Consider the following 24,865-nt stretch of genomic DNA (forward strand, 5'->3'; position numbering starts at 1 on the left):
AAAAGGATTGCGACCCGGAACGAGTGTCCGAGCGCGACACCGGCGCCCGTGCGCGCAGTGACTGATCGCCCCCGAGGGTAGACGCCGCTCCCCCGGCATGCAACAACCGGGGTCGGGCGTGTCAGTCCAATGGCCGAACGCGCACGCCAGAGGAGTCGACGTCGAGTCTGCGCACGTCGAAGCCGTGCGTGTCGACCTCGGCCGGAAGATCACCGAAGGCGATCACGGTGGGTCCCGCCCCGCTCACGCAGGCGGGAACTCCGAGCTTGCGAAGATCGTTGATCACCCGAACGGTGTCCGGCCATGCGGGCTCTCGGTAGTTCTGGTGGAGTCGATCCTCAGTAGCAGCAAGGAGAACCGTCGGGTCGACGGTCAGCGCGTGCACCGCGAGGGCGGCTCGCCCGGCGGCGTGCGCGGCGTCCGCGTGCGGTACTTCGGCCGGAAGCAGGCCGCGCGTCGTCTTGGTGGACGACTCCTGCGACGGGATGAGGACGACCGGGCGTACGCGTGCGTCCGCGTCCATCCGCACGGCGCGGTATCGCTCTCCTTCAGACCACGCAACGACAACGCCGCCGAACAGGGACGCCGCGGCGTTGTCCGCGTGCCCCTCGAACTCGGCGGCGATTTGCAATGCGTCCGTGTCCAACTCGCGACCCAACAGGGTGAATCCGGCTGCGACGCCCGCCACGATCGCGGCGGCCGACGAGCCCAGTCCCCGTGCGTGCGGGATGGTGTTGCGGCACCTCAGGGCCAGGCCACCGGTGTAGCCGGTGGCGCGGACGGCCCGCACGACGAGATGGGTCTCGTCGAGCGGGACATCGCCGGATCCGGCACCGTCGACCGTGATCGAGAGGCCGTCGACACCGTCGCCGCCGGCCACCTCCACGTCGTCGTACATGCCGAGCGCCATGCCCAGCGCGTCGAACCCCGAACCGAGGTTCGCGGTCGACGCGGGGACGGAGACGAGGAACTTCACGCCAGCTCCAGGGCGTGCGCGACGGCGCCGGGGTCGACCGGGACGGGCTCGACCTCGGTGGTGCCGAGCAACGCGGTGTCGGGGTCCTTCAGGCCGTGGCCGGTGACGGTGCACACAACCGTCGAGCCCTTCGGCAGCCTGCCGTCCTCGGCGGTCATCAGCAGACCGGCGATGGACGCGGCCGACGCCGGCTCGACGAAGATGCCCTCGGACGACGCCAGCAGGCGGTACGCGCTGAGGATCTGCTCGTCGGTGACGGCGTCGATCAGGCCGCCGGACTCGTCGCGCGCCTTGATCGCACCCGTCCACGACGCCGGCGACCCGATCCGGATCGCCGTCGCGATGGTCTCCGGGTTCGGCACCGGCTGACCGGACACCAGCGGAGCCGCGCCGGCCGCCTGGAACCCGAACATGCGGGGCAGGCCCTGGTCGTAGGACGTGTAGCCCTTCCAGTACGCGGTGATGTTGCCCGCGTTGCCGACCGGCAGGCAGTGCACGTCCGGCGCCTGGCCGAGCACGTCGCAGACCTCCCACGCGGCGGTCTGCTGGCCCACGAGGCGCACCGGGTTGACCGAGTTCACCAGCGTGACCGGGTACTCGGCCGCGGTCTTCGACGCGAGCTCCAGGCAGTCGTCGAAGTTGCCGTCGATCTGCAGGATCTTCGCGCCGTGCATGACGGCCTGCGCGAGCTTGCCCATCGCGATCTTGCCGCTGGGCACCAGCACGGCCGCCGTCAGGCCCGCCTTGGCCGCGTAGGCCGCCGCGGACGCCGACGTGTTGCCGGTGGAGGCGCAGATGACCGCCTTCAGGCCGGAGGCGAGCGCGTACGTCATGGCCACGGTCATGCCGCGGTCCTTGAACGAGCCGGTCGGGTTCGCGCCCTCGACCTTGACCCACACGTCCGAACCGGTCGCCGCGGAGAGGCGCTTCGCGTGCACCAGCGGCGTGCCGCCCTCGTGCAGCGTCACGACCTCGGCGCCCTCGGGGATCTCGATGCGGTCCCGGTAGGCGTTGATGAGCCCGGGCCAGCCCGCTCTGACAGCACTCACTCTTCGCCCTCCACCCTCATGACGCTGACGACGTCCCGCACCACGGGGAGGCCACCGATTTTGTCCACAGTGGACCGCAGCGCGGCGTCGGTCGCCGCGTGCGTGACGATCACCAGGCTGGCGTCCTCGATCCGGCCTTCCTGGCGGACAGCGGCGATGCTGACGTCGTGCTCGGCGAACACCGCGGCGACCTGCGAGAGGACACCGGGCTTGTCCGCCACGTCGAGGCTGATGTGGTAGCGGGTGGGCGTGTTCCCCATGGGCTGCGCGGTGAGCGCGGCGTAGGCCGACTCACGCGGACCGTGCCCGCTCGCGACCATGTTGCGCGCCACGGCGACCAGGTCGCCGACGACCGCGCTGGCCGTGGGGGCGCCGCCGGCGCCCTGCCCGTAGAACATCATCTCCCCCGCCGCGTCGGCTTCGACGAACACCGCGTTGAACGCGCCGTTGACCGAGGCCAGCGGATGCGTCCTGGGGATCATCGCCGGGTGCACTCGAACGGCGACTGACTCCTGGCCGGACGGGCTGACCACGCGTTCGCAGATCGCGAGCAGCTTCACCGTGCGGCCGAGGCCCTTGGCCGCCGCGATGTCCGCCGCGGACACCGAACGGATGCCCTCGCGGTACACGTCCGACGCCGTCACACGAGTGTGGAACGCAAGGGACGCAAGGATCGCGGCCTTCGAGGCGGCGTCGAACCCGTCGACGTCCGCGGTCGGGTCGGCCTCGGCGTAACCGAGGCGCGAGGCCTCCTCGAGCGTCTCGCCGTACCCCGCGCCCGTGGCGTCCATCGCGGACAGGATGAAGTTCGTCGTGCCGTTCACGATGCCCATGACGCGCGTGATCCGGTCTCCCGCAAGGGATTCCCGCAACGGGCGCAGCAACGGGATCGCACCGGCGACGGCGGCCTCGAAGTAGAGGTCCGCCCCGGACGCGTCCGCTGCCTCGAACAGGTCCGAGCCGTGCTCGGCCAGCAGTGCCTTGTTCGCCGTGACGACCGACTTGCCGGCCCGCAGCGCCTGCAGCAGCAGGCCGCGCGTCGGGTCGATGCCGCCGATGACCTCGACGACCACGTCCACGTCGTCCGACTTCACGAGCGTCTCGGCGTCCGTGGTGAGCAGGTGCTCCGGCACCTCGCGGTGCTTGTTCGGCCTGCGCACGGCGATGCCCACGAGCTCGACCGGCGCGCCGATGCGCTGCTTGAGGTCCTCGGCCTGGTCCGTCAGCAGCCGGACTACCTCCGTGCCCACCGTGCCGCACCCCAGCAACGCGACGCGAATAGGTTTCACGTGACCCGGCTCCTTCGATGACACAGCCCTATACCTCCAGACGGAACAGATCGTCCTCGGTCTCGCGACGCAGCAACAGCCGCGCCTCCCCATCGGTCACCGCGGCGAGCGCGGGCCGTGGAAGTCGGTTGTACCCGCTCGCCATCGAGTAGCAGTAGGCCCCTGTGGCAGCGATCGCAACCAGGTCACCCGGTGCGAGATCGTCGGGCAGCCAGCAGTCCCGGACCACGATGTCGCCGGACTCGCAGTGCTTGCCCACCACACGACACAGCACGGCCCTCGACTCGGGCTCGGACGCGCGTGAGACGAGCTTGCAGTCGTAGACCGCGTCGTACAGGGCGGTGCGGATGTTGTCGCTCATGCCGCCGTCGACGCTGACGTACCGGCGCCGCGCGCCACCGTCGAGCTCGATGTCCTTGATGGTGCCGACCTCGTACACGGTGACCGTGCCGGGGCCGACGATCGCGCGGCCGGGCTCGACCGCGATGCGAGGCATCTCCAGGCCGTTGTGCTCGCACTCCTTCTGCACGATGTTGTGCAGCTGCCGCGCGAGCTCGGCGGGCGGGGGCGGGTCGTCGTCCGGCGTGTACGCGATGCCGAGACCGCCGCCGAGGTCGACGACGTTCAACGACGGCACGGCGCCGTGCTCGGCGCGGATGTCGGCGAGCAGGCCGATCACGCGGCGCGCGGCGACCTCGAACCCGGACGCGTCGAAGATCTGCGAGCCGATGTGGCTGTGCAGGCCGACGAGCTCGAGACCGGCGGCCTTGAGCACGCGGCGGACGGCCTCGGCCGCGTCGCCGGAGGACAGCGAGAAGCCGAACTTCTGGTCCTCGTGCGCGGTCGCGATGAACTCGTGCGTGTGCGCCTCGACGCCGACCGTCACGCGGATCAGCACCTTCTGCACCACACCGCGTTCGCGCGCGATCTGGTCGAGCCGCGCGATCTCGTGGTACGAGTCGACGACGATCCCGCCGACGCCCGCCTCGACGGCCGCGATCAGCTCGGGAACGCTCTTGTTGTTGCCGTGCAACGCGATCCGCTCGGCCGGGAACTCGGCGCGCAACGCGATGGCGAGCTCGCCGCCGCTGCAGACGTCGATGGAGAGGCCCTCTTCAGCCACCCACTTCGCGACCTGCACGCTCAGGAACGCCTTGGACGCGTAGTGCACGAGCGTCGGGTCGCCGAACGCCTCGGCGTGCTCGCGGCACCGTGCGCGGAAGTCCTGCTCGTCCATGACGAACAACGGGGTGCCGTACTGCTCGGCGAGCGCGCGCACGTCCACGCCCGCGAGCTCCAGCACGCCCGCGTCGTTGCGCTTGGCGTTGCGGGGCCACACGGTGGGGTGCAGGTGGTCGAGCTGGTCGGTGGAGGAGGGACGGTCGCCGGCGGTGCTGCCGGGTGCCGTGACGTCGGCGTGCCGAGGTCCGGCGGGGTGTGCTCGCATTACATTCGCTCCGGTGCGGTGACGCCGAGCAGGCCGAGGCCGGCTCCGAAAACGTGCTTGGTGGCGGCGCAGAGCGTCAGCCTCGCCTGGTGCAACGGGGTGGTCTCCTCGTCGCCCTGGGGAAGGACGCGCACGCCGTTCCTGCGGTCGTAGAAGCGGTGGAACGATCCGGCCAGCTCTTCGAGGTAGCGCGCCACCCGGTGGGGTTCGCGCAGCTCGGCCGCGGTGGCCACCACCTTGGGGAACTCCCCGATCGTGCGGATCAGGTCGCCTTCGCGCTCGTGCACCAGCAGCGAGAGGTCGTCTCCCTGGGTGACGCCGAGGTCGGCGGCGTTGCGCAGCACCCCGGAGATGCGGGCGTGCGCGTACTGGACGTAGTAGACCGGGTTGTCGTTGCTGTGCTTGCGCAGCAGGTCGAGGTCGATGTCGAGGCTGGAGTCGACGGACGAGCGGATCATGGCGTAGCGGGCCGCGTCGACGCCGACCGCCTCGACCAGGTCCTCCATCGTGATGACGGTGCCCGCGCGTTTGCTCATCCGGACGGGCTGGCCGTCGCTGACGAGGTTCACGAGCTGCCCGATCAGCACCTCGACGCTGTCCGGGTCGTCGCCCAGCGCTGCCGCCGCGGCCTTGAGGCGCGCGATGTAGCCGTGGTGGTCCGCGCCGAGCATGTAGATGCACAGGTCGAAGCCGCGGCCGCGCTTGTCGACGAGGTACGCGATGTCGCCCGCGATGTACGCCGGGTCGCCGTCGCTCTTGATGACGACGCGGTCCTTGTCGTCACCGAAGTCCGTGGACCGCAGCCACCAGGCGCCGTCCTTCTCGTACAGCGAGCCGTTGGCCTTGAGCTTCGCGACCGCCTCGTCCACGCGGCCGCTCTGGTGCAGCGAGTCCTCGTGGAAGTAGACGTCGAAGTCGGTGCCGAACTCGTGCAGGCTGCGCTTGATCTCCTCGAACATGAGCCCGACGCCGACCTGGCGGACGGTCTCCGGGTCGGTCAGGGCACCCGGTTCGCGGCGCAGGACCTCGGCGGCGATGTCGCTCACGTACGTGCCCGCGTAGCCGTCCTCGGGGGCCGGCTCGCCCTTCGCCGCGGCGATCAGCGACCGGACGAACCTGTCGATCTGCGCGCCGGCGTCGTTGAAGTAGTACTCGCGGGTCACCTGGGCGCCGCGGGCCTTCAGGACCTCGCCCAGCGCGTCTCCGACCGCGGCCCAGCGCGCGCCGCCGAGGTGGATCGGGCCCGTCGGGTTCGCGGAGACGAACTCCAGGTTGATGCGCTTGCCGGCCAGCTCCGAGCCCGTGCCGTAGAAGTCCTCCAGAGCGGCACGAACGATCGCTCCCTGGGCCTCGGAGGCGATCGTGAGGTTCAGGAAGCCCGGACCGGCCACGTCGGCCTTCGCGATGGCGTCCTGGGTCAGCAGGGCCTCCGCGAGCCACGTCGCGAACTCGCGCGGCGGCACACCGGCCTTCTTGGCGAGCTGCAGGGCGACGTTGGTGGCGTAGTCCCCGTGTTCGGGGTTCCTGGGTCGCTCGACCGTCACCTGCTCGGGCAGAGCGGCGGTGTCCAGACCGCGCTCGGTCAGCAACCGGGCAACCGTGGTCCGAACCAGATCGGCGAGCACTTCAGGGGTCACGCCCCGAGAGTCTAGAGATGCGTTGTCGCAGGTCTCGACCGGGTTACCGGGTCTCGGAGGGTGAGACGGCAAGTGTTAACGCGCACGTGGTAATGCCCTGCGCTGACAGTGATCAGACACGATGTCCCTACACTGGCGCCGGTTGACCAGGACGACATCTGAGGCGGACATGACCAGCGGCAAGAAGACGAAGGCCACACGCAACAGCGTGGCCGCAGCCCGTTCCTCGGTGGTGGCGAGCAAGCCGAAGCCGTGGGGCACGATCATCGCGGTGATCGCGGTGCTGGGCCTCGCGGGCGGTGTTTTCGGGTATGCGTACTCGCAGATCCACGCGAACAACGTCAAAGAGGCCGCCCTGGCCAAGTGGAAGCCCTCGGACACGAACAAGGACCCGTCGACCGCGCTCGCGGGCATCGTGGTCAAGGAGTACAAGGGCTCCCGCCACGTAGAGCCGACCCAGCGCGTCGCGTACGACCAGACTCCCGCCTTCGGTGGCCCGCACGACGCCCAGTGGGCCGACTGCACCGGCGTCGTCTACGACAAGGCCGTCCGCACGGAGAACATGGTCCACGGCCTCGAGCACGGCGCCGTCTGGATCGCGTACAACCCGGACCAGGTCAAGGACGACGCGCTCAACAAGCTGAAGGCCAAGGTCGAGGGCATCCCGTACATGATGCTGTCGCCGTTCCCCGGCCTCGACAAGCCGGTCTCCCTGCAGTCCTGGGGCCACCAGCTGAAGGTCGAGAAGGCCGACGACGAGCGCATCGACCAGTTCATCTCGTCGCTGCTGCGCAACTCGAACACCTACCCAGAGGTCGGCGCGTCGTGTGAGAACACGGCGTTCCTGTCGAACCCGGCCCCGTTCGTGGCCGAGAAGCCGGGCGCCGACGCCGTGCCGATGGACGGCGGCAAGGACGACTCCGTGACCGAGGGCCAGCCGCAGCAGAACCCCAGCACGCCTCCGTCGGGCTCCGCCTCGACGCCGCCGTCGAGCTGATGACGGTTCCCGACACCGACGAGACGTCCGGCCGCCCCTCGGGTGCGGTCCGGACCCTCGTCATCGCCGCCGCGGTCCTCGCCGTGCTCCTGCTGGGCGCGGCGGTGGGCCTGCTCGTGAAGCTCCCCGGTTCCACCTCCCCGTCCGCGGCACCGGCCTCCGGTTCCGTGGACGTCGGGTTCTGCCAGGACATGTCCATGCACCACCTGCAGGGCATCCAGATGGCGAACATCGCCAGGGACCGCTCGACCAACCCGGAGATCCGCCAGCTCGCGTTCGACATCTCCTCCACCCAGCTCGAACAGGTGGGGCGGATGAAGGGCTGGCTGATGATGTGGAACGAGCACGAGCAGAACATCTCCGGCGTCTACATGAAGTGGATGGACGCGGCGGGGGTGCACGGCCACGGCGCCACCACGCCCGAGGCCGGCAAGCCGATCATGCCCGGCATGGCCATGACCGACGAGCTGACCAAGCTGCGGACGATGCCCGCCGGGAACGAGTTCGACGTGTACTGGCTGCAGCTGATGCTCCGCCACCACATGGGCGGCGCGCCGATGGCCGAGTACGCCTCGTCCGCCGCCGGTCAGACGTTCGTGAGGACGCTGGCCGACAACATGCTGAAGTCGCAGTCCGCCGAGACCGAGCTGATGAAGGACTACCTGGCGAAGCGCGGAGCCGCCCCGCTGCCGTAGCCGTTGAGTCGTGCGTGAAGGGCCGTCCGTTCACCGGGCGGCCCTTTCGCTTGTCCGGGCCATGGACAACCGCCTACCCCTGAGTAACGTGGGTCACACCTACCGGGAGGTAACCCATGACCGTCGACGAGCGCGCGGCCAGGAAGGTCGCCGAACAAGCACGGGAAACCCGCTGGCAGCGACCGAGCTTCGGCAAGGAGCTCTTCCTCGGTCACTTCCGCATCGACCTCGTCCACCCGCATCCGAGCGGCACGGCCGAGGACCGCGAACGAGGTGAGGCCTTCCTGGAGAAGCTCCGGAAGTTCACCGAGGCCCACATCGACAACACCGTCATCGAACGCGACGCCCAGATCCCCGACGACGTCCTGAAGGGCCTCAAGGACCTCGGCGCGTTCGGCATGAAGATCAAGCCCGAGTACGGCGGCGTCGGCCTGACGCAGGTCTACTACAACAAGGCGCTGATGCTGGTCGGGTCCGCCAACCCGGCCATCGGCGCCATGCTGTCGGCCCACCAGTCCATCGGCGTGCCGCAGCCGATCGCGATGTTCGGCAGCCCCGAGCAGAAGCAGGAGTTCCTGCCCCGGTGCGCCAAGGGCGAGATCACCGCGTTCCTGCTGACCGAACCGGACGTCGGCTCCGACCCGGCCCGCCTCGGCACGATCGCCACCCCGGACGGCGACGACTACGTGCTCGACGGCGTGAAGCTGTGGACCACCAACGGTGTCGTGGCCGATCTCCTGGTCGTCATGGCCCAGGTGCCGGGCAAGGGCATCACGGCGTTCGTGGTCGAGGGCGACTCCGAGGGCATCACCGTCGAGAACCGCAACGCGTTCATGGGCCTGAGAGGCCTGGAGAACGGCGTGACGAGGTTCCACCACGTCCGGGTGCCGAAGAAGAACGTCATCGGCAAGGAGGGCGCCGGGCTCAAGATCGCGCTGGCCACCCTGAACACCGGCCGGCTGAGCCTGCCCGCGCTCTGCGCCGGGTCGGCGAAGTGGTGTCTCAAGGTCGCCCGCGAGTGGTCGTCGGCCCGCGTCCAGTGGGGTCTGCCGGTGGGCAGGCACGAGGCCGTCGCCGGCAAGATCGCCTACATCGCGGCCACGGCGTACGCGCTGGAAGCAGTGCTGGACCTCAGTTCCGAGCTGGCCGACGCGGGCAAGCACGACATCCGCATCGAGGCCGCCCTCGCGAAGCTCTACGCCTCGGAGAAGGCCTGGCTGGTGGCCGACGAGCTGGTGCAGATCCGCGGCGGCCGCGGCTACGAGACCGCGGAGAGCCAGGCGGCGCGCGGGGAACGCGGTGTGGCGGCGGAGCAGGTCCTGCGCGACCTCCGCATCAACCGCATCTTCGAGGGCTCGACCGAGATCATGCACCTGCTGATCGCGCGCGAGGCCGTGGACGCGCACCTGTCCGTGGCGGGCGACATCATCGACCCGGACGCCGACCGCAACGCGAAGATGAAGGCCGCTGCCAAAGCGGGCGGTTTCTACGCCAAATGGCTGCCCACGCTCGTCGTCGGCAAGGGCCAGACCCCGGTGGGCTACACGGAGTTCGGGCCGCTCGCGAAGCACCTGCGGTTCGTCGAACGGTCGGCGCGCAAGCTGGCGCGGCAGACGTTCTACGCCATGTCGCGGTGGCAAGGGAAGATGGAGCGCAAGCAGCGGTTCCTGAGCCGGATCGTGGACATCGGGGCCGAGCTGTTCGCGATCAGCGCCGCGTGCGTGCGGGCCGCGCAGGACGAGAACCCGAACGCCCGGCAGCTCGCCGACGCGTTCTCCAAGCAGGCGCGGATCCGGGTGGACGAGCTGTTCGAGAAGCTGTGGAAGAACACCGACGACAGCGACCAGGTGCTGGCCCGGCAGGTCCTCGACGGCGCCTACACGTGGCTCGAGGACGGCATCATCGACGCGTCCATCCCCGGCGGCTGGATCGCGGACTCCACCCACCACGAGTCGACGGCGGACAACGTCCACCGGCCGACACCCCGATAACTCCCCGTTGCTGCACTGGGCAGGCTGATGGTGGTGCGGGCGCGGCACCTGCCCAGTGCACGGCCGGTAGGGGGCTACGTCCCCCGCATCCCCCTACCGACTCCCCTTGCAACGGAAGGACACAACCCTCCAGGAGGAGGTGCCGGTAACGCTAAGCCACAAAACACCGTTAACAGTTACGACAATTGAGTGAACTACCAGGTGAGGGGTACTCAACTACTCTCAGAGAGTAACTTCGAAGACCAATTGACGAGCGGCTTCGAGGCCCATCGCGAGGGCCCCGGAGAGCACCGCCCCGTCCCCCAGCGAGCCCGCCACGATCCGGGGTGCCAGCGGTGTCATCGTCCGCAGCGAGGCCTCCAGCGGTTCGAGCAGCAGGTCGACGTTCGACCCGACTCCGCCACCCAGGACGACGAGCTCCGGATCGATCACCGCGGTGACGGCGGCCACGAGGAACGCGAGCCGTTCCGCCTCCTGCCGCACGACCTCGGCGGCCACGGCGTTGCCGGAACGCGCCTGCGAGAACACCTCCCGAGCCGTCCGCGCCGTCAGTCCGCCTTCTCTTGCCCGCGCCAGGACGGATCCCGCCGACGCCGCGTCCTCGAACTGTCCACGACGGACGTCCGAAGCGGACTCCCCGTACGGCAGGAACCCGACCTCGCCGGCCGCCCCGTGCGCGCCGCGGAAGAGCTTGCCGTCCACGACGATCCCCATGCCGACGCCGGTGCCGACCGTCGCGCACACGAACACCCGCGCGTCCTTGGCCGCCCCGTAGACGTGTTCGCCCAGCGCCGCCAGGTTCGCGTCGTTCTCCACGAGCATCACGGACCCGAGCGCGGCCTCCAGCCCGTCGAGGACGCCGTTCGACTCCCAGCCCGGCAGCTGCGGCGCGTGGCGCACGACCCGCGTCCGTTGGTCGATCACTCCGGGGCTGCCGATCACCTTCACGACGACGTCCGTGAGAGCGATCCCAGCGTCCTCCACCGTGCGTGCCGCCAGCTCGGTCACGGTGCGCACCAGGGCGGCAGCCGACCGGCTGCGGTTGCGTTCGTCCACGCGGGCCACGACGGATCCGCCCAGATCGGCCACGGCCGCCCGGATCCGTTCCCTGCCGATGTCGACGCCCAGCACGTACCCGGCGGTGGGATTCGGTTCGTAGACCACCGCTGACCGGCCAGGACCCGTCGTCGTGCGGCCGGTCGGACGGACCAGCGCGTGCCGTTCGAGGTCGGCGAGAGCCTGCCCCACCGTCGGCTTGGACAGCCCGGTGTCCTTGGCGATCTGCGGGCGGGTGGCGGCACCCAGACGGCGCAGCCGGTCGAGCACAGCGCGTTGGTTGAGCACGCGCATGCCCGCCGGGGTACCCACCTCTGGCGGCTTGCGGTCGCTCACCGGCCGATTCTAGATCTTGATCCACCGGCTTTGCCCGCAACTGTTGAAGAGACAGGTTGCACGACAATTCCCGTCTTGTCCCTTGACAACGATGTCACGTGCAGAAACGCTCCCTCCCAAATGGGGCAGGCGGGCGGAAGGGTTGCAATGAGGCACCTGCGCAAGAGACGAACTACGACCCTGTTGAGCGTTGCGATTACTGCGACACTGGTGAGCGGCGTCACCAACGGCTACGCGGCCGCCGCACCAGAGGAGCCAGGAGTGGGTTTTTCGTCGTCCTTTGAGGACGGTCAGCCACAACCGTCGTGGTCCAACACGGTCGAGACCGACGCGTCGGGGCAGCCGAAGGCGGCGGGCGTGATCGGATCGGACGGCTCGGGCATCCCCGGCAACGTCTCCGACAAGGTGATCGACGTCCAGGTCAACGGGGAGAACGGGCCCGCCGAGGGCAAGGAGAACCTGGTCGACGGAAACGTCAACAGCAAGTGGCTCGTCTTCGCGAACACCGGCTGGGCGACGTTCAAGTTCGACGAGGCGCGCACGATCAGGAAGTACGCGTTGTCCTCGGCCAACGACTCACCTGAGCGCGACCCGAAGAACTGGACGCTGCAGGGCTCGGCCAACGGCACCGACTGGACCGTGCTCGACACCCGCACCGGTGAGACGTTCCCAGAGCGCTTCCAGACCAAGACCTACGACATCGCGGCGCCGCAGTCGTTCCAGCACTACAAGCTCGACGTGACGCTGAACAACGGCTCCACGAACATCGTGCAGCTCGCCGAGGTGCAGCTGTCCGACGGGTCCACGAACCCGCCGTCACCCATCATGCGCAGCGTCGTCGGCAACGGCCCGACGGGCGGCTACACGGCCAAGTCACGCGCTGGCTGGACCGGTGTCAAGGCGTTCCGCACCCAGGGCCGGCACACGACCGAGGGCCGCGCCTACAGCTACAACAAGGTCTTCGACGTCGACGTCCCGGTCAACGCCAAGACCGAGCTGTCGTACATGATCTTCCCGGACTTCATCAACGACAACCTGAACTACCCGAGCACGTACTCGTCGGTGGACCTCGCGTTCTCCGACGGCACGTACCTGAGCGACCTCAAGGCCGTGGACCAGCACGGCGCGACGCTGTCGCCGCAGGGTCAGGGCGCGGGCAAGTTCCTGTACGCCAACCAGTGGAACAAGGTGGCGTCCACGATCGGCGCGGTCGCGGCCGGCAAGACGATCAAGCGGATCCTGGTGGCCTACGACGGCCCGAAGGGTCCGACGGACCTCGGTGCCTGGTACGACGACATCCGCATCGGCGACGTCGTGACCAAGCAGTACGCGAAGCCGTCGGACTACGTGCTGACCACGCGCGGCACGAACTCGAACGGCTCGTTCTCGCGGGGCAACAACTTCCCGGCGACGGCGGTGCCGCACGGCTTCAACTTCTGGACCCCGATGACCAACGCGGGTTCGCAGAGCTGGCTGTACGAGTACGCGCAGCGCAACAACGCGCAGAACCTGCCGACGCTGCAGGCGTTCACGACGTCCCACGAGCCCAGCCCGTGGATGGGTGACCGCCAGACGTTCCAGGTCATGCCGTCGAACATCGCGCCGACCCAGGACCGCGCGCTGCGTGCGCTGCCGTTCCGGCACGACAACGAGGTCGCGAAGGCGCACTACTACGGCGTGACGTTCGAGAACGGCATGAAGACCGAGATCGCGCCGACGGACCACGCGGCGGTGTTCCGGTTCACGTTCACCGACGAGGGCCAGAAGAACCTCGTGTTCGACAACGTGAACAACCTCGGTGGTGTCACCCTCGACGCCGCTTCCGGGGTCGTCACGGGCTACTCGGACGTCAAGAGCGGCCTCTCCACCGGCGCGACCCGCCTGTTCGTCTACGGCAAGGTCGACAAGGCGGTGACGGCGAGCGGCAAGCTCACCGGCTCGGGCCGTGACAACGTGGGCGGCTACTTCTCGTTCGGCGACAAGACCGTCGAGCTGCGGATCGCCACCTCGCTGATCTCCGTCGACCAGGCGAAGTCGAACCTGGAGCAGGAGGTCAGCGGCTCGGACACGTTCGAGTCGGTGCGCGACCGCGCGCAGGCCGCGTGGGACAAGATCCTCGGCATCATCACGGTCGAGGGCGCGTCCGAAGACCAGCTGATCACGATGTACTCCAACATGTACCGGCTCTACCTCTACCCGAACTCGGGCTTCGAGAAGGTCGGCGACAAGATCCAGTACGCGTCCCCGGTGTCGCCGCCGGTCGGTGAGAGCACTCCCACGAAGACCGGTGCGAAGATCGTGGACGGCAAGGTCTACGTCAACAACGGGTTCTGGGACACCTACCGCACGACCTGGCCCGCCTACTCGCTGTTCACGCCGTCCAAGGCAGGCGAGATGGCCGAGGGCTTCGTCCAGCAGTACAAGGACGGCGGCTGGATCTCGCGCTGGTCCTCCCCCGGTTACGCGGACCTGATGACCGGCACGAGCTCCGACGTGGCGTTCGCGGACGCCTACCTCAAGGGTGTGTCGAACTTCGACATCAAGGCGGCCTACGACGCCGCGGTGAAGAACGCGTCGGTCGTGCCGCCGAGCAACAACGTCGGCCGCAAGGGCATGGACCGGTCGGTCTTCCTCGGCTGGACCGCCAACGACCAGCTGCACGAGGCGTGGTCGTGGGCGATCGAGGGCTACCTCAACGACTTCGGCATCGCGTCGATGGCGAAGGCGCTGCACGAGAAGACGGGCGAGAAGCGGTACGCCGAGGAGTACGAGTACTTCCTCAACCGCGCCCAGAACTACGTGCTGACGTTCGACAAGCGGATCGACTTCTTCCAGGGCCGCAACACCGACGGTTCGTGGCGCGTCGAGGACCCGGCGAAGTACAACCCGCAGGACTGGCGCTACGACTACACCGAGACGAACGGCTGGAACATGGCGTTCACGGTGCCGCACGACGGGCAGGGTCTCGCGAACCTGTACGGCGGACGGGACAAGCTGGCGCAGAAGCTCGACTCGTTCTTCACCCTGCCGGAGACCGCGAAGTTCCCCGGCGGCTACGGCGGCGTGATCCACGAGATGATCGAGGCGCGGGACGTGCGGATGGGCCAGTACGGCCACTCCAACCAGCCGTCGCACCACATCGCCTACATGTACAACTACGCGGGCAAGCCCTCGGGCACCCAGGAGAAGGTGCGCGAGATCCTGTCGCGCCTGTACGTGGGCTCGCAGCAGGGCCAGGGCTACGCGGGTGACGAGGACAACGGCGAGATGTCGGCCTGGTACCTCTTCTCCTCGCTGGGCTTCTACCCGCTGCAGATGGGCAAGCCGGCCTACGCGGTCGGTTCGCCGCTGTTCACCAAGGCGACCGTGAAGCTCGAGAATGGCAAGAAGCTCGTCGTCAACGCGCCGAAGAACAACGCGAAGAACATCTACGTGCAGGGCGTGAAGGTCAACGGCAAGGCGTGGAACAAGACGTCGCTGCCGCACGACGTGCTCGCGGCCGGTGCGACGATCGACTTCGACATGGGCCCGAAGCCTTCTGCCTGGGGCACCGGCGTCAACGACGTGCCGGACTCGATCACCACGGGTGACGCGGTCCCGACGCCGTTGCGCGACGTCTCCTCGGGCGTTTCGGTTGCCGCTCTGGTGGACAACAACTCCTCGACCTCAGCGACGGTCCGTTCGTTCGACTTCAAGGCCGCGGACGTGAAGGAGAAGGCGGAGTTCTACACGTTGACCAACGCCAAGACGGGCACGTCGCCGTCGGCGTGGGAGCTGAAGGGCTCCTACGACGGCAAGACGTGGTCGACGGTCGACAAGCGTTCCGCCGAGAACTTCCAGTGGCAGCAGTACACGCGCTCGTTCAAGATCGCCTCGCCGGGCCGGTACAACTTCTACCGGCTGGAGTTCTCCGGCGACGTGGCCCTGGCCGAGTTCGAGCTGATGTCGAAGCCGCTGCCGGCCGCCGCCACCACGGTGACGGGCACGGTCAACGGTCCGCTGCAGGTCAAGGGCGTGACCTATGTGGACGGTGCGACGGTGAACGGCCCGGTGACGGTCGCCCGCGGTGCCACGCTGTACGTCTTCGGCGGGGAGATCAAGGGCCCGATCTCGGCGGCGGACGCGGCGTCGGTGGTGCTGGTCGGCGTGAAGGTCGGCGGTCCGGTCTCGGTCCACGGCTCCTCGACGGAGGTCGCGGTCGAGAACTCGACGGTCGGTGGCCCTGTGTCACTGACGTCGAACAAGACCAGGTCAGTGGTGGCGGCCACGTCGGTCGGCGGGCCGTTGTCCTGCACGGGCAACAACCCGGCGCCGTCGAACAACGGCTTCGCGAACGACGTGAAGGGTCCGAAGGCAGGACAGTGCGCTGGGCTGTAACGCCCAACTGACCCTCGTGGTCGCGAGGAAGGCCGCGTTCCGTCACGGAGCGCGGCCTTTCCCGTTCACCTGAAAGGATCTAGCCCCATCGGACATACTCCGATGAGATCTTGGCTATTCACGCGTGGTGTCTGGGGAGGCTGTTGTGGTGCCGTTCGAACGAGGCCGTGTCTGGGTCGCGGTGCCACATCCCCGCGAGCCGCTCGTTCCGTCACGAACGGGCGCGCAGTCCACTAAGGACGGGATCCGCGACCTGCCCCGTTCACCAGCTGAGCTCCCGGCACCGCTGCGCTGACGAGCCGCCCTCGACCTGCAACGTGGCGTGCTCGATGTGGTACTTGGTGGCCAGCAACGACTGCGCCTCCTTCAGCACGATGGCGTGATCGGCGTCCTCAGCGGTAGCGAGGTGGGCAGAACACACTTCCATGCCGCTGGTGAGCGTCCACACGTGCAGGTCGTGCGCCTCCGTCACCCCGGGGATCTCCGTGAGCGCGGTCTGCATCTCCGTCACGTCGAGCCGCACCGGCGCGTGCTGGAACAGGATGTGCAGCGCGTTCTTGGCAAGGCTGTAGGTCCGCGGCAACACCCACACACCGATCAGCACACCCATGATCGGATCGGCGTACTTCCACCCCGTCGTGATGGTGACAAGAGCCGAGATGAGCACGCCCACAGACCCGATCAGGTCGGCCAGCACCTCGAGGTAGGCACCCTTGACGTTGATGCTGTCCTTCGCACCTTCCTTCAACACGCTGAAGGAGACGAGGTTCGCCGCGAGCCCGAGAGTCGCAGCGATGAGAACAGGCCACCCAGGCACACTCGGCGGGTCCTGAAAGCGCCCCACGGCCTCCCAGATCACGTACCCGGCCACCCCGAAGAGCAACACCGCGTTGGCCAGCGCAGCCAGCACCTCGGCGCGGTAGAAGCCGAACGTGCGGTTCTTCCCGGCCTTGGCCCGCTGAGCGACCATGATCGCCGCCAACGCCATCCCGACCCCGAGCACGTCGGTGAGCATGTGCGCGGCATCGGAGATCAGGGCAAGAGACGACGTCGCAAAGCCGACGACGAACTCCACCACCATGAAGACAGCACCGATGCCGAACGCGATCCAGAGCTTGCCGGCGTGCTGCCCGCTGGCGCTCGCCGATCCGTGCCCATGCCCGTGACCCATGCTTCGGAACATATAGCGACATGCGCATGAGTGCAATCCGACGTATTCCCCGTCACGGCCGTCGAGTGACGGAGGCCACTGTCCGCGGTTGCCGGGGGTAGGTGTGAAACGGGGTGGCGGGAGTGCGCTAGGATCTTCCACGTAGCTACGGCCCCCGTAGCTCAGGGGATAGAGCACCGCCCTCCGGAGGCGGGAGCGCAGGTTCGAATCCTGCCGGGGGCACCGAAGTCGAGGGCGATCTGTGTTCGCGGAGTGCGCGAACCGGGTCGCCTTCGGGCGTTTTCTGGGGGCCGAGCCCCCAGACCCCAGCCGGGGGCAAGCCCCCGGACCCCCGTAGGTTACCCATTCAGATGAGCTGGCCCCGTGGGGACGTTGGTCCTGCGTACGGCTTGAACCGTGGTTGTGGCGTCGTGGTTCATGGCCTCACGAACCTGGTCCTTGCGTAGCGCCCCACTCCACCGCCGGCGCGGCCGGTCTGTGCTGTGGAGCTGGCAGGATGTGGTGCAGGGGGCGTGCTTGTCGGACGCGCGGTCCCTTTCCTGGGCCGAGGATTGGACGCAATGGGACGCTCGTCGGTGTTCACCTTCCAGTACATCGCCGTCGACACGGAGGCTGGCGTCACGCCGGAGGAGTTCGAGACCTTCGTGCGCGCTGAAGGCGTTCACCTGCCGTTGTACCCGGGGTGGCGGTGGACTCTGCTGCGCGGGTTGCGCGGAGAGCGGACCGGGCAGTACCTGATGTTGTACGAGATCGAGAGCGCCGAGCAACGCGACCTCTACGTCACAGCCCGGGGTGAGCAGACCGAGCTGGCCCGGCAGTTCTGGGCGCGGCACCCCGAGGCGGAGGCCGTGCTGGCGCAATGGCGGCGGCTCGGCACGTTCGGCGAGCTGCCGACGTTGTTCACCGACTACCGGCTGCTGGCCGACAACCCGCGGAGCACGGTCACGCCCGGCCCCCGCTACCGCGACCGCCAGGGGGAGGAGCCCGTCGCGCGGGTCGTCGGGATCCACAACCTGGCGTTGCGCGCCGGTGTGACCGAGGAGATGTTCGACCGCTTCATCGCCGAGAACCACCACCGGATCGACGACTACCCGGACTGGCGGTTCCACGTGCTCAAGGGCGAGCGGGGCAACCGCCTCGACCAGTACGTGATGATGATGGAGATCGCGAGCCTGGACGCGCTGGACGTCTTCTACCCCGAGCCCGACATCGCGACCGGCGAGGCCGCGGAGTTCGCGGCCGCCCACCGCGACACCAAGCAGATGTACGAGGAGTGGAAGCAGCTGGCCTCGTTCTCGGGCTCGCCGCAGATCTACACGGACTACCTGGCCGTCGCGGAGAACCCGGCGTAGCCCCGCACGACCGGGACGAGCCTGGCACGGGTGCTGGGTTCGAGGACCGAGAGATCTAACCGCCGGAGCGCCCGGTCTGGATGGCGGCCCGCCGGGGCACCACACGAACGGCTCGTTGCTCGCCGGGTCGTTCGTTCACGTCCCGCGCCGCTCACCTGGACGGCCGCAGGTAGCTCGTGTCGCCGAAGTCCTCGTCGTCATCGGGCCGGTTCTGGTCGTCGCGCAGACGGCTCAACCGGCGCTCCCCCTCGGCGGCGAGGCGCTCGCGCTCCTCTTCCGGCATCTCCTTCAAGCGGGCGGCCGCCTCCCGCACGCCTGGCGTGAGGGCTTGGTTGAACAGCGGGCTCGCCACCGCTTCTCGCAGGCCCCGGCGGCCCGTGAGGACGTCGTCCACGAGTTTGCCGAACGCCGGGTCTCCCGAGCGGTCTCGGAGGATCTTCAGCGACTCGCGCAGCACCTGGGAGCGGGCCGCGTCGCCTCGGGCGATGTCGAGCAGTGGCTCCGGCTTGGTCATGTCAGGCTCCGGGGTGGTCGTAGGCGCCCTTGGGCAGCGGATGGTCCTTCATGTCGTGGAGCAGGCTCAGATAGCCGGCGATCGTGCCGGTGACGCCCGTGCAGATCGTCCACGCCATGCCGTGCGCCTTGCAGATGTCGCCCCACACCGAGATCGCCTTCATCGCGGTCGCGACCATGGCCGCGCCGCCCGCGATCGCACCGACCACGGTCCAGGACGCCGCCGCGGTCGCCGCGGCCTCGATGGCCCAGGCGATGACGAGGTCGAGCAGGAGTTCCAGGAGGCTGACGATCGTCTTCGCGACACCCCACACGCCGAAGGCCGCCTGCTCGAACTGGTGGCCGGTGCTGTTGAGTGCGCTGATCTGAGCGCGCAGAGCCGTTGGCAGTTGGTCGAAGTAGGTGTGCGCCGCGTCGGCCGCGTTGCCCTGCCAGCCCTTGAACATCGTGTCGACGCCGCCGGACACGCTGCCGGCGAAGGACTCGTTGAACCTGCCCAGGTTCTTGAGCGCGCTGCCCGCTCTGGCGACGGCCTCCCAGTCGCCCGCGATCTCCTTGGCGACCCACTCGGCCGGGTTGACGCCGAACAGGGTGTCGCAGCCGACGTAGATCCAGTGCCCGAGGCTGAAGTAGTCCGGGAACGACAGGATCTTGTCGAACGTCTCCGGGATCATCTGTTCGCTGGTGGGTGCGACCAGGGCGGCCGAGGGGGTGGTCATGCGCACGCTCCGGTCACTTGCTCGGGTAGGTGGCGTCGAGGCGCCGCTCTTCTTTGTCGTCGGTGGCGCGGTACATCTGCGCGGACTTGTGCAGTTCGGCCGCAGACTTCGCCACGACGTCGGCCAGCCGGTCGAGCGAGCCCGACACAGCGGATCTGGTGTCGTTGTTGGCGTTCGCGATGTTGGCGAACATGCGCGCATCGCCGTAGTCGTACGACAGGTGCTTGTGCAGGTAGTCCTTCGCCGCGGTCACGTCGCCGGCGAGTCCTTCGAGAACGGCCGCGAACGTGTCCAAACTCGACGGTTCCACCTTGAAGTCCATCCGCACACCTCCTGTTGACCTGACAGTGTCCGAGTGATCACGTAAGGTAGCGGAGCTGGGGATGAGGTGCTCGTCGAGCGGAGGCAAGCGTGGCCACCGGCACGTACCGATGGGGCCTGATGTTCCGCACGCTGTGGATCGCGGTTTTCACGCCGATCCTCATCGGACTGCTGGCCGGTGGGATCCTCGGACACCCCGTGTTCCTGGGCGTGTTCGTGATCTGGCTCGGCGTGCTCGCCTGCGTGCTCAGAGCGGAAGCGCTCAACGCCAGGGCACGCGCACAAGAAACACCGAGCGCCGGGTTGCTGGGCGCGCGGGCCGGATGGATGTTGCTCGCCCTGGTGCTCGTCTTCGGCAGCGCTGGGCTGGTTCGGGCGGTGCTGGGTTAGGCCGTGCTCGCGGCGATGTCCTGCACGGCCTGACACGCGCTCGGCACCGGGTCCAGCTCGTTGACGCGCCCGGCCAACTGGCAGAGCAGCCCCTTGAACGTCTCACGATCTGACGCTGACAGCCCGGACAGCACGTGCGCCTCGGCGTGCGAAAGCCGGAGGTCCAGGTCGGCCAGCCGTGCGCGCCCCACGTCGGTCGCCACGACCAGGCGGGTACGGCGGTCGGCGGGGGCCGGCTTCCGAGAGACCAACGAGGCTCGCTCCAGGTCGTCCAGGAGATAGGTCATGACCGTGCGGTCGATGCCCAGCTGCTGGCAGAGCGCGGACTGGCTTTCTGGCTGGTCACGGGTGGCGGCGGTGAGGATCTGGTAGCCGCGGTGGCCGCCGGGCAGGTCGCCCACGGCCGCGTTCGTGGCCTTGATGAAGGCGCGGAACACCACACCGAGGGTCCAGCCGAAGTCGTCCTCCAGAGCGGTCACCTCACCAATGATAGCCACGACAGAACGTCTGTCCAACAGAACATCTGCGTGGCATACTTTCGGCATGACAGATTATGGCCACCCGCTGGAGTTCGGGGTGTTCCTGCCTCCCGGGGCCGCGGAGTTCGCGGAGACGTTGCGGCTCGCGCAGGCCGCTGACCGGCTTGGGCTCGAGCTCGTGAGCATCCAGGACCACCCGTACAACGCGGCCAACCTCGACACGTGGACGTCGTTGGCGGTCATTGCTGCGTCGACGACCAACGTGCGTGTGTTTCCCAACGTTGCGAACTTGCCGCTGAGGCCGCCGGCTGTCCTTGCGCGCGCTGCGGCGAGTCTTGACGTCATCACGGGTGGGCGCGTTGAGCTTGGGCTTGGCGCTGGGGCGTTCTGGGACGCCATTGCCGCCATGGGTGGGCCCCATCGGACGGCGCCGGAATCTGTCGAGGCGCTGGAGGAAGCCATCGCGGTGATCAGGGCGTTGTGGACGCCAGGGCGCGGGGTTCGCTTGCAGGGCAAGCACTACTCGCTCAACGGGGTGCGGCCCGGGCCGTTTCCGGCGCACGACATCGGCATCTGGCTCGGTGCGTACAAGAAGCGGATGCTTCGGCTCACCGGGCAGAAGGCGGACGGGTGGTTGCCTTCCAGTCCGTACGCGCCGCCGCAGGAGCTCAAGGCGATGAACGCCATCATCGACGAGGCGGCGTACGAGGCTGGGCGCTCACCCAAGGACATCCGCAGGATCTACAACATCACGCCCGAACTCACCGCCAACCAACTCGCGGAACTCGCGCTCAACGACGGTATGAGCGGGTTCGTGCTGATGGTCAACACCGACGACGAGCTGAGAAAGTTCGCTGAGGAGGTTGCGCCGGCCGTGCGCGAGCTTGCGCAGAAGGAACGTGGTTCGAAAATCGCATGGGACGAGTCGACGCGCCCAAAAGGGCCGGCGCCTGAAGCGGACGCCGTCTACAGCGCTTCGGGCAGGGCGATGGGGCGTCAGCTGATCGGGGTGCACAACCACCTGCGGGAGGAGCTGACGAAGGTCCGGTCGATCATCCAGCAGGCCGCGGACGGGATGATCGGCATCGGCGAGGCGCGGTCCGAGATCAACACGATGACCATGCGCCAGAACAACTGGACGATGGGCGCGTACTGCGAGACCTACTGCCGGCTCGTCACGATCCACCACACGCTCGAGGACACGAGCCTCTACCCGCAGCTCCGGGAAGGCGATCCGCGGCTCGGGCCGGTGCTCGACCGGCTGACCGAGGAGCACCAGGTCATCCACGAGGTGCTCGAACGGCTCGACGCCGCACTGGTCGCCACGGTCGCGCAGCCGGAAAGAATCACCGAGGTGCAGAAAGCGGTCGACCTGCTCACGGAGACGTTGCTCTCTCATCTGTCCTATGAGGAGGGCGAACTGGTCGAGCCGATGGCTCGCATCCCGTACCACCACTGAGTGCACTTGGGCGTGTGAAGCAGCAGACCGCGCACCACTGCCAACAGACTGGGGTGCGTGGACACCAGGAAACGAGTCGATCCCGTCCGGCGCGGTCGCACCATCCTGGGGGCGTCGTTGCTGCTCACAGCCGTCGCCGCGGGGACGAGAGCCGCCGTCGGGTTCAGCTACGCGCCCGAGATGGAGTCCGCGATCCGCGCGAAGAACGGGCTCGACCTCACGATCGCGCTGCACACCGGGCTGACGTACGCGTGGCTGGTGTTCGCCGTCGGCACCGCGATCGCCGCGCTTCCGTTGCTGGTCAACGGCACGGGCCGGACGTTCGCGGCCGGTGTCTGCTACGCGCTCGGCCTGCCGTTGCTGCTGTTGAGCATCGGCGTGATCGCGCCCGTCGGCACGGTCCAGACGCTGACGTGGCTGGCGTGCGGGACGGTGCTTCTGCTGGCGTGCTTCGTGATGCTCACGTCCGGGCCGGTGCAGCAGGCTCCGGACCGGCACAGGCCGGTCCGGAGCCGTCACCGCTAGCCGGTCACCGTGCAGGTCGCGGTCGCGGACCTGCCCGGGTTGCTCTCCGACACGGCCTTCAGCGTCACCTTCGACATGACCTGCCCGTTGCCCTTCGACGCGTGCACCGGCACGGTGACCTGGCCGCCGAACTTGGCCGTGGCCAGCGCGTTCGGCACCGAGACGGTCCAGCCGTTCGACGCCGTCGCGGTCACGCGGTAGACGTCGCCGTCGAGGTACTGGTCGACGGGCTCCGGGTGCTGGCCGCCGGGAGGTGCCGTGCGGCCGGTGTTGGTCAGCGGGAAGCGGCACGTGGCCACACCCGACCCGTCCACCCGAGCTGCGGTCGGGGTGACGCGGACGCCGCGCTGCTGCGGTCCGGCGCCGTCGAGCGACCGGATCGCCACCGTGTAGGACAGCACGCCGCGCGAGTCGCGTTGCAGGTCCAGCACGTAGAAGTGCAGGCGGTTGGCCGTGTCGACGAACTCGAACTCGCTGCCGGAGTTCGTGCCCGCGTGGAACAGCGCGTCGGACAGCTGGCGGTAGTCGCCGATCGTGATCGGGACCTTGGTGCCGTCGGGCAGGACGTAGTCGGTCATGCCGATGTCCTGCGGGTTCGCGTCGATCACCCACGTGAACGGTGCGGCGTCGACGTTCTTGGTCTTGGCCAGCAGCACGCCGGAGTCCGGGGTGAACGAGTCGGCGCCCATCCGGTCCACGACCTCGAGCGTGTAGTTGTTGTAGCCGCCTCCGTCGCAGAACGGGTTGGTGGAGACGTTGCACGACGGCGTCTTGTCGCCGGTGCCCAGCGCGAGGTTGATGCCCGTCAGGCCGGTGGCACCGGGGTTGACCTCGCGGGCGGTGATCTTCGCGACGACCGTGCCGGAACCGGCCAGGGCCTCGCGGGACAACCGCAGGACGTTCTTCTCGTCGACGATGCCGAGCTTGATCTTGTTGCGCAGGGTCTGCTGCGCACCGAGCGACCCTCCGCCGGTCGCCGGGATGGTCCACCGCGAGTGCGGGCCACCGGGGCCGTTGAACGAGCCGCGCGACAGCATGTCCCACGGGCCGCTGTAGTCACGGCGCGGCGGGCTGCCGTACGGGTTGTTGTAGTTGTCGCCGATGCCGAGGATGTGGCTCAGCTCGTGCGCGTAGACGCCCTGGCCGGAGCTCTCCGCCTGGGTCGACGAGCCGCCGCCCGCGTTGGGCCAGATCGACGAGCCCGCGGCCCACGACGTCCAGTCGACGTACCGGGTGCTCGACCAGTTCGGCAGCGCGGGGTCCGGCGGGCCGAAGTCGTCGGTCACGTCCTCCTTGGTCCGGAACTTCATCATCCCGAACTCCTGCCAGGTGCCGGACTCGTCCTGGCCCGCCGACAGGTAGTAGATGAAGTCGTAGCCCGCCGGCACCTCCGCGCCGACGTCGGCGACCCACGCGGCACGGCCGTCGGTGCGGATGTTGCGGTTGCAGGAGTCGCCCGCGGGACACCCGGTTCCGCCCTGGAACTCCATGGCGTACTCGTGGTCCTTGCCCGGCATCGTGTACGGGCCGAACGCCTTCAGCTCGACGCCGTAGCGCCCGCCGGAGGTCTCCATCCAGTACTCGTGCACGGTGTGGCCGCGGTTCAGGGTGTTCGGCTTGTTCAGGAAGTCCTGGTAGAACTGCCCGACCTGGGCGCGCGGCACGCCCGCGGCCTCCGCGCTCGGGTTGCCGAACACCGTGGAGTTCTTGGCCTGCGTGACGACGAACGGCTGGTTCGGGTAGTCCAGCAGGACCAGCGCGCCCTTGAAGTTGCGCACCGAACCCTTGACCGCCGGGTCGGCCCAGTTCGTCCCGGGAATCTTCTTGTAGTCCCGTTCCCACGTCATGTGGTCGGGGTTGACCCAGTTCTGCGGGTCGACCGGGCCCGGGAAACCGGCCTGCGCGAGCACGCGGGCGGAGTCCCTGGACTGCTGCCACGGCTGTTGCTGCGGCCAGTGGTCGTACTGCCAGTGGTTCGTGGGTTCTTCCGGAGCGGCGACCGAGTTGCCGGCGTTGAACATCGCGATCGAGAGGAGCGCGGTGATCAGCAGGGCAGGGCGCCGGTGTGTGCGCTTCATCCCCCCAA

At 68.4% G+C, this 24,865-nt stretch carries 20 protein-coding genes and 1 tRNA gene; 9 read left to right on the forward strand and 12 right to left on the reverse strand.

What is annotated here, in order from left to right; translation table 11 throughout:
• Positions 1-121 precede the first annotated feature (121 nt).
• Genes thrB through argS form a run of 5 tightly spaced genes read right to left on the reverse strand, consistent with a single transcriptional unit; the run spans position 122 to position 6,398 of the window.
• Positions 122-976 (reverse strand): homoserine kinase, encoded by an 855-nt coding sequence (gene thrB / locus ACWF7A_RS25910; RefSeq protein ID WP_452253081.1) that lies wholly within the window; start codon positions 974-976, stop codon positions 122-124.
• Entirely contained in the window at positions 973-2,025 is a 1,053-nt protein-coding gene (thrC, locus tag ACWF7A_RS25915) for a threonine synthase (RefSeq protein WP_452253082.1), read from the reverse strand. The genes thrB and thrC overlap by 4 nt, the downstream gene beginning before the upstream one ends.
• Positions 2,022-3,314, reverse strand: coding sequence for a homoserine dehydrogenase (locus ACWF7A_RS25920; protein ID WP_452253083.1), 1,293 nt, complete (start codon positions 3,312-3,314; stop codon positions 2,022-2,024). Before ACWF7A_RS25920 ends, thrC begins: the two co-directional genes overlap by 4 nt.
• A gap of 28 nt (positions 3,315-3,342) precedes the next feature.
• Positions 3,343-4,761, reverse strand: a complete 1,419-nt coding sequence (gene lysA / locus ACWF7A_RS25925; protein ID WP_452253084.1) for a diaminopimelate decarboxylase — start codon at positions 4,759-4,761, stop codon at positions 3,343-3,345.
• Positions 4,761-6,398: an arginine--tRNA ligase gene (argS, locus tag ACWF7A_RS25930; protein ID WP_452253085.1), complete on the reverse strand. Its 1,638-nt coding sequence runs from the start codon at positions 6,396-6,398 to the stop codon at positions 4,761-4,763. Before argS ends, lysA begins: the two co-directional genes overlap by 1 nt.
• A 169-nt stretch (positions 6,399-6,567) precedes the next feature.
• Between argS and ACWF7A_RS25935 the strand changes: the two genes are divergently transcribed.
• The 3 genes from ACWF7A_RS25935 (at position 6,568) to ACWF7A_RS25945 (ending at position 10,081) form a co-directional block, all read left to right on the forward strand.
• Positions 6,568-7,395 carry a DUF3105 domain-containing protein gene (locus tag ACWF7A_RS25935; RefSeq protein ID WP_452253233.1) on the forward strand — a complete coding sequence of 276 codons (828 nt, stop codon included), beginning with the start codon at positions 6,568-6,570 and terminating at the stop codon, positions 7,393-7,395.
• Entirely contained in the window at positions 7,395-8,090 is a 696-nt protein-coding gene (locus tag ACWF7A_RS25940) for a DUF305 domain-containing protein (protein ID WP_452253086.1), read from the forward strand. The genes ACWF7A_RS25935 and ACWF7A_RS25940 overlap by 1 nt, the downstream gene beginning before the upstream one ends.
• A 116-nt stretch (positions 8,091-8,206) precedes the next feature.
• Positions 8,207-10,081: an acyl-CoA dehydrogenase family protein gene (locus tag ACWF7A_RS25945; RefSeq protein ID WP_452253087.1), complete on the forward strand. Its 1,875-nt coding sequence runs from the start codon at positions 8,207-8,209 to the stop codon at positions 10,079-10,081.
• Between the two features lie 222 nt (positions 10,082-10,303).
• On the opposite strand, the gene ACWF7A_RS25950 is transcribed toward ACWF7A_RS25945, so the two are convergent.
• Positions 10,304-11,473, reverse strand: a complete 1,170-nt coding sequence (locus tag ACWF7A_RS25950) for an ROK family protein (RefSeq protein ID WP_452253088.1) — start codon at positions 11,471-11,473, stop codon at positions 10,304-10,306.
• Between the two features lie 147 nt (positions 11,474-11,620).
• On the opposite strand from ACWF7A_RS25950, the gene ACWF7A_RS25955 reads away from it, so the two are divergent.
• The gene (locus ACWF7A_RS25955; RefSeq protein ID WP_452253089.1) at positions 11,621-15,850 is read left to right on the forward strand and encodes a GH92 family glycosyl hydrolase; all 4,230 of its coding nucleotides are present in this window, start codon (positions 11,621-11,623) and stop codon (positions 15,848-15,850) included.
• A 262-nt stretch (positions 15,851-16,112) separates the two neighbouring features.
• Here the strand turns inward: ACWF7A_RS25955 and ACWF7A_RS25960 are convergent, their stop codons facing one another.
• On the reverse strand, positions 16,113-17,021 hold the full coding sequence (locus ACWF7A_RS25960) for a cation diffusion facilitator family transporter (RefSeq protein WP_452253090.1): 909 nt from the start codon (positions 17,019-17,021) through the stop codon (positions 16,113-16,115).
• A 150-nt stretch (positions 17,022-17,171) separates the two neighbouring features.
• Here ACWF7A_RS25960 and ACWF7A_RS25965 point away from each other — a divergent pair.
• A tRNA-Arg gene (locus ACWF7A_RS25965) sits at positions 17,172-17,243 on the forward strand.
• Positions 17,244-17,581: 338 nt separating this feature from the next.
• Positions 17,582-18,373, forward strand: a complete 792-nt coding sequence (locus ACWF7A_RS25970; protein WP_452253091.1) for a hypothetical protein — start codon at positions 17,582-17,584, stop codon at positions 18,371-18,373.
• Between the two features lie 151 nt (positions 18,374-18,524).
• Here the strand turns inward: ACWF7A_RS25970 and ACWF7A_RS25975 are convergent, their stop codons facing one another.
• From ACWF7A_RS25975 to ACWF7A_RS25985, 3 genes are read right to left on the reverse strand one after another with little or no spacing between them, the layout of a single operon-like run.
• The gene (locus tag ACWF7A_RS25975; protein WP_452253092.1) at positions 18,525-18,887 is read right to left on the reverse strand and encodes a hypothetical protein; all 363 of its coding nucleotides are present in this window, start codon (positions 18,885-18,887) and stop codon (positions 18,525-18,527) included.
• Position 18,888: 1 nt separating this feature from the next.
• Positions 18,889-19,605 carry a WXG100 family type VII secretion target gene (locus tag ACWF7A_RS25980; protein ID WP_452253093.1) on the reverse strand — a complete coding sequence of 239 codons (717 nt, stop codon included), beginning with the start codon at positions 19,603-19,605 and terminating at the stop codon, positions 18,889-18,891.
• Positions 19,606-19,618: 13 nt separating this feature from the next.
• Positions 19,619-19,927 carry a type VII secretion target gene (locus ACWF7A_RS25985; RefSeq protein WP_452253094.1) on the reverse strand — a complete coding sequence of 103 codons (309 nt, stop codon included), beginning with the start codon at positions 19,925-19,927 and terminating at the stop codon, positions 19,619-19,621.
• A gap of 89 nt (positions 19,928-20,016) precedes the next feature.
• On the opposite strand from ACWF7A_RS25985, the gene ACWF7A_RS25990 reads away from it, so the two are divergent.
• Positions 20,017-20,316, forward strand: a complete 300-nt coding sequence (locus tag ACWF7A_RS25990) for a hypothetical protein (RefSeq protein ID WP_452253095.1) — start codon at positions 20,017-20,019, stop codon at positions 20,314-20,316.
• Here ACWF7A_RS25990 and ACWF7A_RS25995 read toward each other — a convergent pair.
• The gene (locus ACWF7A_RS25995; protein WP_452253096.1) at positions 20,313-20,795 is read right to left on the reverse strand and encodes a MarR family winged helix-turn-helix transcriptional regulator; all 483 of its coding nucleotides are present in this window, start codon (positions 20,793-20,795) and stop codon (positions 20,313-20,315) included. The two genes, ACWF7A_RS25990 and ACWF7A_RS25995, sit on opposite strands and share 4 nt — an antisense overlap.
• Positions 20,796-20,859: 64 nt before the next feature.
• Between ACWF7A_RS25995 and ACWF7A_RS26000 the strand changes: the two genes are divergently transcribed.
• Positions 20,860-22,254, forward strand: coding sequence for an LLM class flavin-dependent oxidoreductase (locus ACWF7A_RS26000; RefSeq protein ID WP_452253234.1), 1,395 nt, complete (start codon positions 20,860-20,862; stop codon positions 22,252-22,254).
• Between the two features lie 57 nt (positions 22,255-22,311).
• Positions 22,312-22,779, forward strand: a complete 468-nt coding sequence (locus ACWF7A_RS26005) for a hypothetical protein (RefSeq protein ID WP_452253097.1) — start codon at positions 22,312-22,314, stop codon at positions 22,777-22,779.
• Here ACWF7A_RS26005 and ACWF7A_RS26010 read toward each other — a convergent pair.
• Entirely contained in the window at positions 22,776-24,857 is a 2,082-nt protein-coding gene (locus ACWF7A_RS26010; RefSeq protein WP_452253098.1) for a M6 family metalloprotease domain-containing protein, read from the reverse strand. The genes ACWF7A_RS26005 and ACWF7A_RS26010 overlap by 4 nt on opposite strands.
• Positions 24,858-24,865: the final 8 nt, after the last annotated feature.

The organism is Lentzea sp. NPDC055074 (assembly GCF_053608005.1).

Excerpts from the sequence above, each read along its gene's own strand:
- ACWF7A_RS25955 (WP_452253089.1), top strand. The coding sequence starts at position 11,621 with ATGAGGCACCTGCGCAAGAGACGAACTACGACCCTGTTGAGCGTTGCG.
- ACWF7A_RS25940 (WP_452253086.1), top strand. The coding sequence starts at position 7,395 with ATGACGGTTCCCGACACCGACGAGACGTCCGGCCGCCCCTCGGGTGCG.
- ACWF7A_RS26010 (WP_452253098.1), bottom strand. The coding sequence starts at position 24,857 with ATGAAGCGCACACACCGGCGCCCTGCCCTGCTGATCACCGCGCTCCTC.
- ACWF7A_RS25960 (WP_452253090.1), bottom strand. The coding sequence starts at position 17,021 with ATGGGTCACGGGCATGGGCACGGATCGGCGAGCGCCAGCGGGCAGCAC.
- ACWF7A_RS25975 (WP_452253092.1), bottom strand. The coding sequence starts at position 18,887 with ATGACCAAGCCGGAGCCACTGCTCGACATCGCCCGAGGCGACGCGGCC.
- ACWF7A_RS26000 (WP_452253234.1), top strand. The coding sequence starts at position 20,860 with ATGACAGATTATGGCCACCCGCTGGAGTTCGGGGTGTTCCTGCCTCCC.
- ACWF7A_RS25970 (WP_452253091.1), top strand. The coding sequence starts at position 17,582 with ATGGGACGCTCGTCGGTGTTCACCTTCCAGTACATCGCCGTCGACACG.
- ACWF7A_RS25985 (WP_452253094.1), bottom strand. The coding sequence starts at position 19,927 with ATGGACTTCAAGGTGGAACCGTCGAGTTTGGACACGTTCGCGGCCGTT.
- ACWF7A_RS25945 (WP_452253087.1), top strand. The coding sequence starts at position 8,207 with ATGACCGTCGACGAGCGCGCGGCCAGGAAGGTCGCCGAACAAGCACGG.
- lysA (WP_452253084.1), bottom strand. The coding sequence starts at position 4,761 with ATGCGAGCACACCCCGCCGGACCTCGGCACGCCGACGTCACGGCACCC.
- ACWF7A_RS25935 (WP_452253233.1), top strand. The coding sequence starts at position 6,568 with ATGACCAGCGGCAAGAAGACGAAGGCCACACGCAACAGCGTGGCCGCA.
- ACWF7A_RS25980 (WP_452253093.1), bottom strand. The coding sequence starts at position 19,605 with ATGACCACCCCCTCGGCCGCCCTGGTCGCACCCACCAGCGAACAGATG.